The organism is Pandoraea sp. CB10b_02, from assembly GCF_002216225.1.
Lineage (GTDB): Bacteria > Pseudomonadota > Gammaproteobacteria > Burkholderiales > Burkholderiaceae > Pandoraea > Pandoraea nosoerga.
In genome coordinates, this window is the sequence record NZ_NJGW02000012.1 from 43779 (window position 1) to 58816 (window position 15038).

15 protein-coding genes are annotated in these 15038 nt (G+C 66.4%); 8 read left to right on the top strand and 7 right to left on the bottom strand.

Features of this window, described 5'->3' with window-relative positions; translation table 11 throughout:
• The first annotated feature begins 302 nt into the window (after positions 1 to 302).
• On the top strand, positions 303 to 1505 hold the full coding sequence (locus CDN36_RS14190; protein ID WP_502920367.1) for an SGNH/GDSL hydrolase family protein: 1203 nt from the start codon (positions 303 to 305) through the stop codon (positions 1503 to 1505).
• Positions 1506 to 1550: 45 nt separating this feature from the next.
• On the opposite strand, the gene CDN36_RS14195 is transcribed toward CDN36_RS14190, so the two are convergent.
• A complete protein-coding gene (locus CDN36_RS14195) occupies positions 1551 to 2240 on the bottom strand; it encodes a 2-hydroxychromene-2-carboxylate isomerase (RefSeq protein ID WP_287497048.1) in 690 nt (229 codons plus the stop codon).
• A 223-nt stretch (positions 2241 to 2463) separates the two neighbouring features.
• On the opposite strand from CDN36_RS14195, the gene CDN36_RS14200 reads away from it, so the two are divergent.
• Positions 2464 to 3516, top strand: a complete 1053-nt coding sequence (locus CDN36_RS14200; protein WP_206111653.1) for a YeiH family protein — start codon at positions 2464 to 2466, stop codon at positions 3514 to 3516.
• Between the two features lie 103 nt (positions 3517 to 3619).
• Positions 3620 to 3790 (top strand): hypothetical protein, encoded by a 171-nt coding sequence (locus CDN36_RS14205; protein ID WP_174966276.1) that lies wholly within the window; start codon positions 3620 to 3622, stop codon positions 3788 to 3790.
• A 144-nt stretch (positions 3791 to 3934) separates the two neighbouring features.
• Here the strand turns inward: CDN36_RS14205 and CDN36_RS14210 are convergent, their stop codons facing one another.
• The 4 genes from CDN36_RS14210 to CDN36_RS14225 all read right to left on the bottom strand — a co-directional run bounded on the left by CDN36_RS14210 (position 3935) and on the right by CDN36_RS14225 (position 6884).
• Positions 3935 to 4828, bottom strand: a complete 894-nt coding sequence (locus tag CDN36_RS14210; RefSeq protein WP_150554627.1) for a glycosyltransferase family 2 protein — start codon at positions 4826 to 4828, stop codon at positions 3935 to 3937.
• A gap of 9 nt (positions 4829 to 4837) precedes the next feature.
• Positions 4838 to 6142 (bottom strand): O-antigen ligase family protein, encoded by a 1305-nt coding sequence (locus tag CDN36_RS14215; RefSeq protein ID WP_287497049.1) that lies wholly within the window; start codon positions 6140 to 6142, stop codon positions 4838 to 4840.
• Positions 6143 to 6259: 117 nt separating this feature from the next.
• Positions 6260 to 6604, bottom strand: a complete 345-nt coding sequence (locus CDN36_RS14220; RefSeq protein ID WP_287497050.1) for a hypothetical protein — start codon at positions 6602 to 6604, stop codon at positions 6260 to 6262.
• A 67-nt stretch (positions 6605 to 6671) separates the two neighbouring features.
• On the bottom strand, positions 6672 to 6884 hold the full coding sequence (locus tag CDN36_RS14225) for a hypothetical protein (RefSeq protein WP_150554624.1): 213 nt from the start codon (positions 6882 to 6884) through the stop codon (positions 6672 to 6674).
• 303 nt (positions 6885 to 7187) lie between these two features.
• On the opposite strand from CDN36_RS14225, the gene CDN36_RS14230 reads away from it, so the two are divergent.
• The 3 genes from CDN36_RS14230 (at position 7188) to CDN36_RS14240 (ending at position 10462) form a co-directional block, all read left to right on the top strand.
• Entirely contained in the window at positions 7188 to 8141 is a 954-nt protein-coding gene (locus tag CDN36_RS14230; protein ID WP_150554623.1) for a LysR family transcriptional regulator, read from the top strand.
• A gap of 237 nt (positions 8142 to 8378) precedes the next feature.
• Positions 8379 to 9032: a DUF4286 family protein gene (locus CDN36_RS14235; protein WP_287497051.1), complete on the top strand. Its 654-nt coding sequence runs from the start codon at positions 8379 to 8381 to the stop codon at positions 9030 to 9032.
• A gap of 83 nt (positions 9033 to 9115) precedes the next feature.
• Positions 9116 to 10462: an MFS transporter gene (locus CDN36_RS14240; protein WP_287497052.1), complete on the top strand. Its 1347-nt coding sequence runs from the start codon at positions 9116 to 9118 to the stop codon at positions 10460 to 10462.
• Here the strand turns inward: CDN36_RS14240 and CDN36_RS14245 are convergent, their stop codons facing one another.
• Together CDN36_RS14245 and CDN36_RS14250 are read right to left on the bottom strand one after the other, a co-directional pair.
• Positions 10463 to 11764, bottom strand: coding sequence for a UDP-N-acetylglucosamine 1-carboxyvinyltransferase (locus tag CDN36_RS14245; RefSeq protein WP_287497053.1), 1302 nt, complete (start codon positions 11762 to 11764; stop codon positions 10463 to 10465). It lies immediately after the preceding gene.
• 192 nt (positions 11765 to 11956) lie between these two features.
• The gene (locus tag CDN36_RS14250; RefSeq protein WP_241013910.1) at positions 11957 to 12769 is read right to left on the bottom strand and encodes a GntR family transcriptional regulator; all 813 of its coding nucleotides are present in this window, start codon (positions 12767 to 12769) and stop codon (positions 11957 to 11959) included.
• A gap of 563 nt (positions 12770 to 13332) precedes the next feature.
• Here CDN36_RS14250 and CDN36_RS14255 point away from each other — a divergent pair.
• Together CDN36_RS14255 and CDN36_RS14260 are read left to right on the top strand one after the other, a co-directional pair.
• Positions 13333 to 13554: a DUF3311 domain-containing protein gene (locus CDN36_RS14255; RefSeq protein WP_287497054.1), complete on the top strand. Its 222-nt coding sequence runs from the start codon at positions 13333 to 13335 to the stop codon at positions 13552 to 13554.
• Positions 13551 to 15026 (top strand): sodium:solute symporter family protein, encoded by a 1476-nt coding sequence (locus CDN36_RS14260; RefSeq protein WP_287497055.1) that lies wholly within the window; start codon positions 13551 to 13553, stop codon positions 15024 to 15026. Before CDN36_RS14255 ends, CDN36_RS14260 begins: the two co-directional genes overlap by 4 nt.
• Positions 15027 to 15038 lie beyond the last annotated feature (12 nt).

Below are 15038 nucleotides of genomic sequence, written 5' to 3' on the forward strand. Positions count from 1 at the left end.
GCCCGCCTCCGCCCAGCCCGCGCGACACGGGGCAGCAACGGCGCGGCGGGTGCTTGCCGCACGCTGCGATCAGGCACAATGTCGGCTGTCGCCGGAGGTTTTCGGCGCAACTGCCTCTTCTTGTCGCAATGCTCCCGACGGCCCCGACATTCCCGATGTCCTTGATTTCCCGGCTCTCCCGGCTCTCCCCGCTCTCCTCGCTTTTCCGGCGCTGCCGGTTCTGCGCGGCCCTTGGCCAGCGGCCCTTGCGCCGCGCCCTGTCCCTGACACTGGCCTGGGTCCTGTGCGCGGCCGCGGCGGGCATGACGCCCGCGGCGCTCGCCGAGAATGCGCGCGTGGGCACGTGGGCCACGGCGCCGCAGGCCGTGGCGCAGCATCCGGCCGCCCCGTCGTTCAACCGGGCGCCGGCCGCGGGCGGTCGGACCGTGCGCCAGATCGTCTACCCGACGCTCGCAGGCAACGAGATGCGGGTGCGCCTGAGCAACGCCTACGGCACTCAGCCGCTCGTCATCGAGCGCGCGGGCGTGGCGCTGTCGTTGCGCGGCGCCGCCATCGACGCCGCGACGGCGCGGCCACTCACTTTCAACGGTCAACCGGTGGCCCGGATCGCGCCGGGGGCGTCGATGGACAGCGATCCGCTGCCGTTCGCCGTGCGCGCCGGCGCCCCGCTTGCCATCAGCCTCTTCACCCGCGAGGCGCGCTCACCGACGACATGGCACAAGATCGCGCAGCAGAGCGCATTTCTGAGCGTCGCGGGCGACTTCGTCGACGAGGCGAAGGCATCGCGCTTCCCGACACGCTTTACCAACACGCTCTGGCTCGCGGGCGTGAGCGTGGTGCCCGACACGCCTGCGCAGGCCATCGTCGCGATCGGCGACTCGATCACCGACGGCATGCGCAGCACGCTCAACGCGAATCGCCGCTGGCCGGACGTGCTGGCCCGGCGCCTCGAAAGCGCGGGCCGTCGCGACGTCGCCGTGCTCAATCTGGGCATCAGCGGCAATCGCCTGCTGCACGACTCGGCCTGCTACGGCGAGCGCCTGGTCGCGCGCTTTCGGCGCGATGCGCTCGAGCAGCCCGGCGTGCGCACGGTGATCGTGCAGATCGGCATCAACGACATCAACTTCGGGTATGTGCCGCCGCACGCCGGGCTCGATTGCGACGTGCCGCACGTGATCGTCACCGCGCAGGAAATGATCGCGGGCTACCAGTCGCTGATCGCGGCGGCGCGCGCGCGCGGCATCCGGATCCTCGGGACGACCATTGCGCCGGGCAAGCTCCCGCCCGAGCGCGAAGCCGTGCGCGAGGCCGTCAATCAATGGGTGCGTGCCGGCGGCGCGTTCGACGGTGTGATCGACTTCGACGCGGCGCTGCGCGACCCGGCCCAGCCCACACGCATGCTGCCGCGCCTGGACAGCGGCGACGGCACGCATCCGAGCGACGCCGGTTACGCGGCGATGGCCGAGGCGGTGCCGCTGCCGCTCGTGCTCGGCGGGGCGAAATGATTCGCGTGCCCACGGCGTGAGCACGACGTGAGCACGACGCGGGGCTCAGCGCTCGCGTCGCACACCGACCGTCACGCGCTCCAGGCGCGCGACCTCGGGCGAGCGCAGCCAGTCAGGATGCGCGAGGCAATGCCGGAACATGTCCGTGGCGTCGTCGCCCCAGTACAGTTGCCCGTCGTGAGCGAAGGTCGGCACACCGAAGACGCCCGACGCGATGGCGCGCTCGGTGTTCTCGCGCAGCGCGGCCTTCACTTCGGGCGCCTCCGCCCGCGCAATGGCATCGTCGCCCGACAGGCCCAGCCGCTCGCTCAACACCTGCCATTCGCCGGCGTCGGTGACGTCGCGCCCCTCGGCCCAGATGAAGCGGAAGATTGCTCGCACGACGTCGCGCGTGGCGCCCAGCGCGACGGCCAGCCGCAGCACGCGAATCGGATGAAATGGATGCACGGGCGGCATGCGATAGGGAATGCCGTCCTGCTCGGCGCGAAACTGCGCCATGCGGTAGGTGAAGAGGCGCTTGTACGGCGTCTCCGCCGGCCCCTGCGTCTGCAGGTGCGCGAGGATCGCGCCGAGTACGATCGGCTTGAGCTCGATGTCGAGGTCGGGCGGCAGCGTGTGGAACCGCTCGAACTGAAGATACGAGAACGGGGAGGCGAAATCGAAATACCACTGGGCGCGCAGTGGGACGTTGTCGGCGTTGTGGGCGCTATCGGCGTTGTCGGCGGCTTGCGACATGGCACTGTCTCCTGAGGGGAATCCTGACGATTTCTTTTGCGGATCGGACACAGTGTAGCGGGCGATGCGCACCGGGGAGGGAGGACGAACTCAGTGCGTTACGGCAAGCGTCCTCGAGAGGATGCAAATTATCCAATTTCTGGATGTTTTGTATCCGATATAACGATTTTTATTATTGAAACGGAGTTTTTAGACTTGCAGTCATTCCATCGGAGTGCCTGCCATGACAACCAAAACCCACACCGCCCGCCCTGGCGCGGCCAGTCGGCCCGACACGCTGGTGCCGGATCAGCACAATCCGTGGGCGGGTCTGCTGCTCTCGACCGCCATTGCGTTCGTCGCGTTGTTGCTCGGTCGCCAGATGCCGCTGGTGGGCGGCCCGGTGTTCGGCATCCTCCTCGGCATTCTCGTTCGCAATATCTTCTCGCCCGGTGCGCGCTACGAGGCCGGCATCAAATTCGCCTCGAAGTACGTGCTGCAATGGTCGATCATCGCGCTCGGCTTCGGTCTGAGCCTGTCGCAAGTGGCGCACACCGGGCTCGAGTCGCTGGCCGTGACGGCCGTCACGATCACCGCGGCCGGCCTGTCGGCGTGGGGGCTGGGACGTCTGCTGGGCGTGGGCGACAAACTCAGGCTGCTCATCGGCGTAGGAACGGCCATTTGCGGCGGCTCCGCCATCGCGGCCGTCACGCCGATCGTGAAGCCGGACGATCACGAGACCGCCTTCGCGATCTCGACCATCTTCCTGTTCAACATTGCAGCCGTACTGCTGTTCCCGATGCTCGGCCACATGCTCAATCTGTCGGATCTCGGCTTCGGCATGTGGGCGGGCACGGCCATCAACGACACGTCGTCGGTGGTCGCGGCTGGCTATAGCTACAGCAAGGCGGCCGGCGATTACGCGACCATCGTCAAGCTCACTCGCGCCACGCTGATCATTCCGATCTGCCTGACGCTGGCCGCGATCGTCGCTTACCGCGCCAAGCGCGCCGGCGCGGGCAATTTCAGCCTCGCCCGCATCTTCCCGTGGTTCATCCTGGGCTTTCTCATCGCCTCGGGCGTGCGCACCGCCGGGTTCGTGCCGGCTGCCCTGCAGCCGTGGATTCATGACGCCGCCGAGTTCCTGATCATCGTGGCGCTCACGGCCATCGGCCTGTCGTCGAACCTGCGCCGGATGGCGTCGACAGGCGTGCGGCCGATCCTGCTGGGGCTGGGCGTATGGGCCGCGGTGTCGGTGAGCAGCCTCGGCGTGCAACTCATGATGGGGCAGCTGTGATGCCGACCCGAGGGTAGATCCGGCGGGAAAGCCGGGCAGTCTCGCCTAGAATGCAATCACGGACGGCCGGCGGGCCTCCGTGAAGCATTTTCGGGAGGCCAACATGGCAACCTCATTCGGTGAAATCTGGTACACGATCGGCGCGCTCGCGCTCATCGCCCTGCTGGCCGGAATGGTCTGGGAAGTCGGACGGTGGTGGACGCAACATCACGATCATCGTGCGGTGCAGCGTCTCGAGCACGCCTGGGCGAGGATTCGCCATCCACGCCGTTGACGTTCCCTGCGTTCCCTACGTGGCGACATTCCCGACATTCCGGACATTCCGGACATTTCCGCGATGCCGTGAAGCGAGACGGCTCAGGGGCAACTGAGGGGCGGCCGACCGCTGCCGGTCGGCGAACGGGGGACGCGGCGCGCGTCAGTCCAGTTCTAGGTGGTCGGGCACGTTGGCGTCCCAACGCGCGAGGTCTTCGAGCGGGTAGGGTTTGCTGCCGTGCAGCGCGCGCTTGATGCGGCTTTTGCCGCTCGGCTGGGGGACGTTGGGCAGCGCGTTGCCGGCCGGCGTGCCCGCCAGTTCGAGGTAGTCGCGCTTGAACTCGGCCTGCGTCATGCCCCATTTCATGAGGAATTCGCGGCTGCCGCGGTTTTTCACGACGCGGCCGGTGGAGCGGCAGCCAAAGTGATAAACCACGCTCTTGCCGACGATGCGGAACGTGCGGCAGCCGACCAGCCATAGCTTCATGAGGAAGTCGTCGTCGCTGCTCATGCCCGGGCCGAATTCGATGCTGTACCCCCCCACCAGATGCCACAGACTGCGACTCACGAGCGTGGGCTGCGTTGGTACGCCATTCACATCGCCGCGCCCGAGCGACGCGGCAAAGGCGAGCAGTCCTGCCTCGTCGAACGTTTCGACCGTCGTGCCGAAGTCCCGCGAGACCACCTGCTTGCTGACGCCGGCATTCGGCTCGATCATCACCGACGACAGGTAGTACACGGGCGTGTCGAGCGCGCGTGCGGCGTCTGTCAGCGCGGTGTCCCAGCCGGGGGTGACGAACATGTCGTCGTTCAGGAAGAGCAACTGATCGTGCGACGCGAGCGGTGCGAGCTGGTTGAGCGCGAGGCATACCCCGACGTTGCCGCGGCTGTGCGTGTGGCGCAGCCCCTGCTCGCGCACCCAGTCGAGCGTGCCGTCGCTGCCGTCGTTCACATGAACGAGGATCTCGTGCGCCTCGCGCGAATGGCGGCGAACGCTATCGATGCACAGCTTGAGGAACGGCAGGTTGTTCCAGGTGGGGATCAGGATGCTCAGCATGCTCTGGTTCTAGCGTTGACGTGAGGCGGGCGGCGAGGCGTCGTCGGGGACGGCGGGACAGGCGAATGCTGCGAATAATGCCAGCATGGTCGCGTAAAAGGCCACCGTCACCTTTAGATTGAACGTCTCGACGGTCAACCCGAAGATGGCGAAGGCGACGGCGGTCATCAGCCCCATGAGCGCCGCTCGGTGGGCTCGCGGGCTGTGGGTGAGCCTGGCCGCACGGATGAAGAAGCAGGCCGGGCCGACATAGACGGCAAGGATCGCCAGCAGGCCGGGCAGTCCGTAGTCGACAAAATACGCCAGCACCTGATTGTGGACTTCGCCCATGCCGTAGTCGGCCGCAGTGGGCGTGAGCACGCCTTCCTTGGCCATCGTGGGCATGGCGTCGCGATAGCCATGAGCGCCGAGGCCGAGGATCGGATGGTCCGCAATGAGCTGGCCGGCGGCCTTCCACAATTCGAGTCGAATGCCGGTAGACGTATCCGGATGCCCCGCGGACAGGCTGGTGAGGTCGGTCTGGACGGAGACAAACCGCTCGCGAACAGTCCGCGACGTGAAAGCGCTCGCGAGCAGAACGATGGCGACAGCGGCGATCGTCACCCGGCGCGCCATGCTCATCGGATGCCTGCGCCACAGCAGCCAAACCACGAGCAGGCAGGGCAAGGCGATCCATCCGCCTCGCGATTGACTTGCCACGGAGGCATAGCAACCGGCAGCGCCACCGAGGAGCTTGAACGCCACGGTCCACGGCCTGTCATGGGAGAGCCAGTGAATCGATACTACCGAGAGGATGCCGAGCAATAGCGCGATGTCGCCGAAGTGAATCGGATTCAGGAACGTGCTTCCAGCGCGCGGTGCGAGAAGGTCGGCCGTCGAATACAACGCCATGGCCGCCGCACTGACGGCACCCACGCCGAACGTGAGATCGACCCACTTGGGTATGGCGTCGGCGAGCCGGCGCAGTCCGAAAAATACGATGACGGCAAGCAGGAAACGAACGGGAGAATCAAGGGTATTCGAGACGACTTTTCCGTGGAGTGTCTCGGTCAGCAGGACGCCGAAAAACGGCAAGACCAGCGAAATGACGAGCACGCGAACGCCAAGGTCGGCGCTGACGAGCGTTCGGATCTCACCCCATCGACGGTCCGCCCACAGCACGGCGGCCGCCAGCGCCACGGTCAGAAACATCACCGTGTTTCCTCCGCGCGGCACAACCAGCGCGGCGGCGGGAAATAACAGGATCAGCGTGCCGAAAATACTGGCGATGAGGTGCCGGTTCAGACATCGAACCGGCGCGGGAAACTTGCTCATTGGGCGAGGTGCAAACTTCGTAATTTACTTTGCACGAAGTATGCCAGAAATGCCTCACTCGCCGCGCTTTTGTGAATCTTCGGCAACAACGCCGCTTGCGCCGCGCGCCAGGGCCGGCTAGAGATTCATCGCCCCCAGCACGCCGCACAGATGCAGTGCCACGTGAGTCCACGCCGCCTCGTCATACGAATCGCTTTCTCTTGCCTGTCGTTGCGCTGCGTGAAACGCCCGCCAGAGTGCCGCGGCGCTCGACGGTGTACCGCCCGCGAGCCGGTACTGGCGCTGCAGCGCTTCGGCAAGCCAAGGCTGGTCGTGAGCGCACGCTTCGGCATAGGCCTCGACCGCGACACGCGCATAGGGGTCGCTCGTGGGATCGAGCACGACTTCCTCGCGCGTGGCCGCATGCGCCAGGACGGATCGGGCGTGGCGTTCGACGCCGAGGTGGGTGTGGTGAGGTTTCATCGGTCTCGTCTTTTGGGGGCGCACGCTGCGCGCCAGCGCCGCTGGCGCGAGCGTCGCCGGTGTGGACTCACTCGTTTTCCATGTCGCGGATGAACAGCATTGCCGCGTGTTTGGCCTGATCGATGCTGGAGAACGTGCGGCCGTCCATCGGCCAAATGTCCACGAGCACCGCGTAGCTGCCGGGCTGGTCGGCCTGCATGATGCGGATGTAGTGCTGCCGGAACACGCAGCGCGCGAGTTCCACTGTCGGATGCGGTCGGCGGAAATGGGCGGTTGCCATGACGGTCTCCAAGGATTCGGCCCTCCGGCCTCGACGGGGCCGTTGGCCAAGTATGTGCAAATCCCGTGCCAGAGCGTTCGGCACGATCAACCGCTTGATTTCTAAGGAGTTCGGCGCATGGCGTCGAAGGAGTGGGCGGGCGAAAACGTTACGGAAACGAAACATCGCGAAACATCGCGAAACACGGCGGGAGCGTCCGGACGTAACAGCGTGACCGCTCACCCATACGCTGCAAGCGCGGGGTTGCGTTTTTCGTTCCCGCTAGAATGGACGACTCCCGGGCATGCTCCGCTGTTATCCCGCATGAATCTGCGCTTTCTCGAAACCTTCGTCTGGCTCGCCAAGCTTCGCAATTTCCGGCTGACGGCCGAGCGTCTGCACACCACGCAGGCGGGGGTGTCCAGTCGCATCGCGTCGCTCGAGCAGAGTTTCGGGGTGCGCCTGTTCGATCGCAGCGCCCGCGAGGTGACGCTTACCGCGGCGGGGCAAAAAGCGCTGGCGTATGCCGAGCGCATCGTGATGCTCGGCCAGGAGATGAAGCGCGAACTGAGCGACCCGGACATGCCGCCGGGCGTGCTCAAGATCGGCGTGGTCGAGTCGATCGTGCATAGTTGGTTTCCTGATCTGGCCGCTCGCATTCACCGTGAATATCCGCAACTCGAGATCGAGGTCACCAGCGAGACGACCATCAACCTGTGCAAGCAACTCGAAGCCGGCTCGCTCGACCTCGTGTTGCAGACGGACATACAGAACGGCACAGGAATCGAAAACGTGGTGCTCGCGGAATTTCCGATGCGCTGGGTGGCGAGCCCCAAGCTGAATCTCGAAGGCGAGACGCTGGACGTGGCAGACCTGGCGGCCTATCCGCTGGTCAGCTTCTCGCGCCATTCCGGCCCGCACAAGACCCTCGAGCGCATGTTCTCGGTCGCCGCCGAACGGCCCGTGCGCGTCAATTGCATGACCTCGGTCGCGGCGATCATCCGCCTCGTGGCCGACGGCTTCGGCGTCGCCATCCTGCCGCCGGCCATCATCCAGCGCGAACTCGGCGAGCATAGCCTGCACCTGCTGCGCGTGAATGCGAACTTCCCTAATCTGCCGCTCGTCGGCTCGTTTCGCACCGGCGCCTTGCTCGCCGAGAACGTTGCACGCCTTGCGCAACGCACCGCCAGCGAGTTCGCGCTCAATATGGGCCCGGACATTGCGATTCCGCCCGCGGCCGCCATGACCGCGCCCGCGTGGGGTGACGGCGAGTCCTGAGCGGCCCGACGTATTTCCGCGCCACGGCGTCGCGCAATCCCGCCCGCGCCGGGCCCAATACGGTCGTTGAGCCCGTCATGCAAGGGTTTGGCGGCAGTCATAAGAATTTGCTGTCGCGGCGAATTTGATTTCTTGTTGGACGCGTTTTCCCTCGTTTTGCACACTCGCCCGGACGGCCGAGCCTCGCGCCTCGAGCACCGGCCGGTCTCCCGATTGTTCGAAACCGATGGACTGCTCATGACTGCAACCCTCCCGCGCGCCCAACTCTGTATCTGGACGAATATCGATCCGGCCTTCGAAGCCGATTTCAATCGCTGGTACGACCGCGAACACATGCAGGAACGTGTGGCGATTCCCGGCTTCCGGTTCGCCCGTCGTTTCAAGGCGCTGCACGACACGGCGCGTCCGTACCTCGCGCTCTACTGCACGCAGGACGCCGGCGTCTTCACCAGCGAGCCGTACACGCGCGCCTTCACGCATCAGACGGAATGGTCACTGCGCAACTTCTCGCGCATGCGGCACACGCAGCGCCGCGTCGGCACGCTCGACGTGGAAGCCGGCGAAGGGCAGGGCGGCATGCTGGCTGCCTTCGTGCTGCCGGAGACGACCGTGCAGCAGGCGCGCCCGCGCCTCGACGCTCAGCTCGCGGAAATCGCGCAGGCCGACGCAGTCGTGCGCGCCACCCTGCAAGTGACGGTGCCCGCGCTGTCGGTCTCTCTCACGGCAGCGGATGCTCTCCCGCCCCCTGCCGACGCCGTGGTGCTCATCGAGGGGACGGACCCCGACGCCGTGCGCACGGCTGCCGAAGCGCTTGCCGCGGCGCATGGCGTGCCGGCTGCGGAAGTGACCCGCTTCGCAATGCTGTGGCGTCTTGGCGCCAACGGCGACTGACCCCGGTCCTCGCCCCGTTCCCCCGTTCCCCCGTTCTGCGTTCTTCCCTTCCCTCGGAACTCACGGACTCACTGGAGACATCCATGACGACCTATTCCAATACGCGCGCCACCGCCGCCACCGCCGCCACCGCCGCCACCGCCGCCACCGCGCACGCGCAGCGCTCGAAGAAAGGGCGCCTCGCCACGGCCAGCATGGTCGGCACCACGCTCGAGTGGTACGACTTCACCGTCTACAACACACTCGCCGCGCTGGTGTTCAACCGCCTGTTCTTCCCGTCGGTCGACCCGCTGGCCGGCACGATCCTGGCGCTCTCGACATACGCCGTCGGCTACGTCTCGCGCCCGCTCGGCGGCTTCGTGTTCGGCAACCTGGGCGACAAGATCGGCAGGCGCGCCGTGCTCGTGCTGACGCTCGTGGTCATGGGCGTGACCACGGGCCTCATGGGGCTGCTGCCGACGTATGCGGCCATCGGCATCTGGAGTCCGGTGCTGCTCGTGGCGCTGCGGTTCGTGCAGGGCGTTGCCCTCGGCGGCGAATGGGCCGGTGCGGTACTGCTCTCGGTCGAGCACGGCGATCAGCGCAAGCGCGGCCTGAATGCGTCGTGGACGCAGGTCGGCCCGTCTTTCGGCACGCTGCTCGCCACGGGCCTCATCGCGCTCATCACGCTGTCGATTTCGCCCGACGACTTCCTGTCGTGGGGCTGGCGCGTGCCGTTCCTGTTGAGCCTCGTGCTCGTGGCGTTCGGTCTGTGGGTGCGACGCGGCGTCGAGGAAACGCCCCTGTTCGAAGAGATGGCGCACTCGGATCGTCAGGCGCAAATGCCGATCGCCGACGTGTTCCGTTCGCACTGGCGCCACCTGCTGATCGCCGGCGGCTCGCGTATCGGCTCGGACGTGCTCTATGCGTTGATGGTGGTATTCACGCTGACTTACGTGACGGGCACGCTGCATCTGTCGCGTCCGCTGGCGCTCACCGCCGTGCTCGTCGGTACTGCGTTCAACGCGCTGACCGTGCCGCTGTTCGGCGCGCTTTCCGACAAGCTTGGTCGCCGGCCGGTGTATGGCTTCGGCGTACTGTGCGCGGCGATCTGGGCCTATGGATTCTTCGTGCTGCTCGACACGTCGAACCCGGCGCTGATCGTGCTGTCGGTGGTCATCGGTCTGGTGATCCACGCGATCATGTACGGGCCGCAGGCCGCTTTCGTCACGGAGCAGTTCCCGACGCGTGTGCGCTATGCCGGATCGTCGCTGGCCTACACGCTCGCCGGCATACTCGGCGGCGGCTTCGCGCCGCTCATCATCGTGAGTCTGTACAAGGAATACGGCACGACGGTGTCCGTGTCGCTGTACGTGACGGCTGCGCTGGCCGTCACGGCGATTGCGCTCGTCGCCGCACGCGAGACGGCGCACGAGCCGCTCAGGGACTGACTATTCCGGCGTCGACCAGACGACGTTCGCGCCCACGGAGCAAAGGTTTTCCACGAAGTGTGGGTGCGCACGTCGGATTGGCTGCGCGTTCTTGATCGTCGACTGGCCTTCGATGCTGGCCGCCACCATCAGCAACGCGATCGCCACGCGGATGATGTACGGGCTCTCCACCACGGCCGGCGTGAGCGGCACGCCGCCGAAGGTGATGAGGCGATGCGGATCCGACTGGAAGACATGCGCGCCGAATTTCGACAGTTCGGTCGACCAGCCCATGGCGCCGTCGTACACCTTGTTCCAGAACATGGCGCTGCCTTCGGCCTTCACGCCCAGCGCAATGAAGATCGGCAGCAGATCGACCGGGAAGTACGGCCATGGCGCCGCTTCGACCTTCGTCAGAATGTTCTGCGTGAACGGCGTCTGCACCTTGAGCTTGCCCTGCGCCGTGGCGGTGGACCAGCCGTCGCGGTGTTCGACCTTCACGCCGAACTTGGCGAACGTGCGGTCGATGAGCGGGAACTGCTCGGGCGCCGTGTTCTTGACCGTGATTTCGCCCCCGGTGATGGCGCCGAGCGCGAGAAACGTCGTGATCTCGTGGAAGTCCTCCGCGAAGCGGAATTCGCCGCCGCCGAAGCGTGTCACGCCCTCGATGGCGAGCTGCGACGTACCAATGCCTTCGATGGGGACGCCGAGCATCTGCATGAAGCGGCAGAACTCCTGCACGTGCGGCTCGGAGGCGGCGTTGTTCAGTTGCGAGCGGCCGTTGGCGCTCGCCGCGCACAGCACGAAGTTCTCCGTGGTGGTCACCGACGCGTAGTCGAGCCAGTGGTGGATGGCGGGGCGCGCGTCGTCGGCATGGATGAGCAGCGAGCCTTCGGTGCGCTCCACGCGTCCGCCGAAATGGCGTAGCACTTCGATGTGCGGGTCGATCTCACGCACGCCGAGCGTGCAGCCCTTGATGTTGTCCTCGATGCGCGCCACGCCGAAACGCGCGAGCAGCGGCGGCACCAGCATGATCGACGAGCGCATCTCTTCCGGCAGATGGTCGGTGCGCGGGTCGAATTTGGTGTTGCGATGGTGGAGCTCGAGCGTGCCGGTGTCGAAATCGACGCTCACGTCGCTGCCGAGCTGGCGAAAGATGTCGAGGATCTTGCGAACGTCGGTGATCTCGGGCACGCCGATGAGGCGCACCGGCTGGTCGGTGAGCAGCGTGGCGCACAGCACCGGGAGAACGGCATTCTTGTTGGCGGAGGGGGTGATGCGGCCGCGTAGCGGCTGGCCGCCGTGGACTACCAGATGGGACATGGGCTTCCTTCGGGCTTCATGCGTCAGGCGAGGGGGATCGGGCGTGGCGCCCGTCGCAAACAGGCGAAATATACCCCGATTGTGCAATGCGTGCGACGCGACCCCTGAGCCGTGGCGGGAATGCCGCGTCGGCTTGACGCGCGACGCATTCACACCACCCATTCACACACAACGGATTCGCGCGCGGCGGGCTCATGCGCGCGGCGCGCCTGTCGCGAACGCTTCGGCGAAGATGGCGCGAAAGTCGGGCGTCTCCGCGGCGGCGGCCCGCTTGAGCACGCGAGCTTCGAGCTCGTCGAGATGCGCGGTGGCAAGCGCTGTGGCGGCCGGTGTACGGCCCTCGCGCAACTGGCCCACGAGCCGGGCGTGCTCGGTCGGCGCGCAATGCATGAATTCGGCCGGATCGTACAGCGCCTTGTAGAGCTCGGTCTTGGCGACGAGCGCACGCGCGAAGGCATCGAGCTCGGCGCTGTCGGCCATGCCGATCAGTTTGAGATGGAACTCGCCCGCGAGCTGGATGGACCGCTCGTGCGTGCCGTCGGCATGCGAGCGCGCTTCCGTGGCGACGTGATCGTCCAGAATGGCGAGCTGGTCTGCGCTCAGGCGGCCGCAAATGCTGGCGATCACGCCAGTCTCGAGCACGCGTCGCGCCCGGTATGTCTGGCGGATGTCGTCGAGCGAGGGTTGCGGCACGAAGGCCCCGCGGTTGGGCTCGAGCACGAGCTTGCCCTCGAAGCCCAGTCTGGCGAGCACCTTGCGCACCGCGCCGCGGGTGCAGTCGAACGCCTGTGCGAGGTTGCGCTCGCGCAGCGGCATGCCGGGGCGCAGCTTGCCGGAGAGCAGCGCCCGCGAGATGGCGGCGTAGACGCGCGCCTCGATCTGCTGGCCGGCGCTGCCCGGCGCGACGTCGCCCCGCTCGGGGCGCGCCGGCCCGGGATCTGCGCCGGACGGGGTGCCGGCGGGGAAAGCGTCGTGCGACGACGCCGGTGCTGCGGTGCGGCTCAAGCCTGACCTCCCTGAAAATCGTTCACCCCGCGAAACCCGGGCAGCGGGGCGCTCAAGCGCCGTTCGCTCGCCGCCAGTCTGGCCGGCGCCGGACGGCGTCTCGTGCCGTTTCACATGGGCGTGGGGCGCATTGTACCCGTCCGAGGCGGCAGCCTTCGAATCGCGCCTTCGCCTTGTTTTCGTCTCGCTTTTGTCCCGATTGGCTTCAATTCGTCCCGCCAATCTCCCGGCCACGCTTTCATCACTCTCCCCGTTCTTTCCCGTTTTTCCCGCTCTTCCTTCCCGCGCTCTCCTTCCCGCGCTCTCCTTCCCGTTAACTCTCGGTTAACCCTCGGTTTTCCTCCCTCCCGGCACACCGGCCTTGCATTCCGGCAAATCGTTACCGATAATGGTCAACAAAAATGGTTAACCATTTTGTTGTGTTTGGTTGATGATATGGCAATTCGACGCGACTTGCCAGCCACACCGGGCGCTCGCGAAGTGGACGAAGCCATGGCCGCGCCGCCCCCGCCGTGATACCGGTGGGGGCGGCGCCTTTTGAATTCCTTGGGTCTGGAGACGTCATGAAACCCGTACATTGCCTGGCCGCGCTGCCTGCCGCGGCCTTCTACGGCGGCGGTTGGCTCGCCGAACACGTCGGCACCCGGCTCGCCGGGCTGCCGTTCCTGATGACCTGGAACATCACCTGGTTGCTGCTGACCTCGCTTGTCATGGTGGTGATGTTCCGCTTCGACGGTTCGCGCGACGCGCCGCGCGCCGACCACCGCGACGGGGGCGCATCATGAATGCCGCGCTCGCCGTGATTGCGGCATTTCTGGCATTCGCGCTCTTCGTCGGGCTGCGCGCGCGTCGCGGGCGCACGATGAGTCTCGAGCAATGGGCTGTGGGCGGCCGCGGCTTCGGCACGCTGCTCGTCTTTCTCCTGATGGCCGGGGAGGCCTTTTCGACGTTCACGTTTCTGGGCGCGAGCGGCTGGGCCTACAGCAAGGGGCCGCCCGCGTTCTACATCCTCGCCTACGGTGCGCTCGCCTATCTGCTGGGCTACTGGATGCTCCCGGCGGCATGGCGTCATGCCACGCGCCACGGTTGCGTGTCGTTCTCCGATTTCTTCGCTACGGCGTACCGCTCGCGGGCGATGGGCGTAATCGTCTCGGTGGTGGCCGTGCTGGGCATGAGCGCGTTGCTGATCATCCAGTTGCGCGGGCTGGGCATCATCGTCTCCGAGGCGTCCTACGGCACGATTTCGTCAGCCCTGGCGATCTGGTGCGGGGCGATCGCGATGGTGCTCTACATCACCGTCTCGGGCATCCACGGCTCGGCGAGCATTGCGATCTACAAGGACATCCTGATTCTCGTGATTGCGGTTTTCCTCGGCATCTATTTGCCGCTGCACTACTTCGGCGGCTTCGGCGAGATGTTCGATCGCATCGAAGCGGCGCGCCCGGGCTTCCTGCAGATGCCCACGAGCGGGCTGACGCTGTCCTGGTACAACTCGACGATCCTGCTCACGTCGCTCGGCTACTACCTGTACCCGTATGTCTTCACGTCGGTGTACGCGGCCAAGACCGAGAGCGCGGTGCGCAAGAACACGATTCTGATGCCGCTCTATCAGATGGTCATCGCCTTCATGTTCTTCGTGGGCTTCGCGGCGATTCTGCAAGTGCCGGGACTCGCGGGCGCCGACTCGGACCTCGCGCTGCTGCGCATCGTCAAGCAGACGTTCTCGCCGTGGTTCGTGGGCGTGATCGGCGGCGTCGGGGTGTTGACCGCGCTCGTGCCGGGTTCGATGATCCTGCTCAACGCGTCCACGCTGATCGCCAAGAACATCTACCGCGACGGCTTTGCGCCGCAGGCGAGCGATGCGTTCGTCGGCAAGCTGGCCAAGCGCGTGCTGCCGCTGTTCGGGCTGGTCGCAGTGTTCTTCGTGCTGCGCGGCGGGGCGACGTTCGTGGCGCTGGCGCTGTTCGCCTCGAGCCTGCTCACGCAGTTGTTCCCGTCGTTCGTGGCGAGCCTGCTGCCGCGTCCGTTCGGCAACAAGTACGGCGCGTTTGCCGGCATCGGCGCGGGGGCCGTCGTACTGCTGGCGGCAGTCGGCTTCGACGTCAACCTGCGCACGCTCTTGCCGGGCGCGTCGGCCACGCTCGCGTCGATCAACATGGGATTGGTGGCGCTTGCGGTCAATGGCGCGACCTTCGTGCTGGTGAGCCTGCTCACGCGCTCGCGCAACGTCGCCGCGTCGCTGGCGCAGGGCGCCTGAGGCGCCCCGGCC

Coding starts and splice junctions, on each gene's coding strand:
- CDN36_RS14195 (WP_287497048.1), bottom strand. CDS start 2,240: ATGTCGCAAGCCGCCGACAACGCCGATAGCGCCCACAACGCCGACAAC.
- CDN36_RS14245 (WP_287497053.1), bottom strand. CDS start 11,764: ATGTCCCATCTGGTAGTCCACGGCGGCCAGCCGCTACGCGGCCGCATC.
- CDN36_RS14235 (WP_287497051.1), top strand. CDS start 8,379: ATGACTGCAACCCTCCCGCGCGCCCAACTCTGTATCTGGACGAATATC.
- CDN36_RS14255 (WP_287497054.1), top strand. CDS start 13,333: ATGAAACCCGTACATTGCCTGGCCGCGCTGCCTGCCGCGGCCTTCTAC.
- CDN36_RS14230 (WP_150554623.1), top strand. CDS start 7,188: ATGAATCTGCGCTTTCTCGAAACCTTCGTCTGGCTCGCCAAGCTTCGC.
- CDN36_RS14205 (WP_174966276.1), top strand. CDS start 3,620: ATGGCAACCTCATTCGGTGAAATCTGGTACACGATCGGCGCGCTCGCG.
- CDN36_RS14225 (WP_150554624.1), bottom strand. CDS start 6,884: ATGGCAACCGCCCATTTCCGCCGACCGCATCCGACAGTGGAACTCGCG.
- CDN36_RS14260 (WP_287497055.1), top strand. CDS start 13,551: ATGAATGCCGCGCTCGCCGTGATTGCGGCATTTCTGGCATTCGCGCTC.
- CDN36_RS14200 (WP_206111653.1), top strand. CDS start 2,464: ATGACAACCAAAACCCACACCGCCCGCCCTGGCGCGGCCAGTCGGCCC.
- CDN36_RS14240 (WP_287497052.1), top strand. CDS start 9,116: ATGACGACCTATTCCAATACGCGCGCCACCGCCGCCACCGCCGCCACC.
- CDN36_RS14210 (WP_150554627.1), bottom strand. CDS start 4,828: ATGCTGAGCATCCTGATCCCCACCTGGAACAACCTGCCGTTCCTCAAG.
- CDN36_RS14220 (WP_287497050.1), bottom strand. CDS start 6,604: ATGAAACCTCACCACACCCACCTCGGCGTCGAACGCCACGCCCGATCC.
- CDN36_RS14215 (WP_287497049.1), bottom strand. CDS start 6,142: ATGAGCAAGTTTCCCGCGCCGGTTCGATGTCTGAACCGGCACCTCATC.
- CDN36_RS14190 (WP_502920367.1), top strand. CDS start 303: ATGACGCCCGCGGCGCTCGCCGAGAATGCGCGCGTGGGCACGTGGGCC.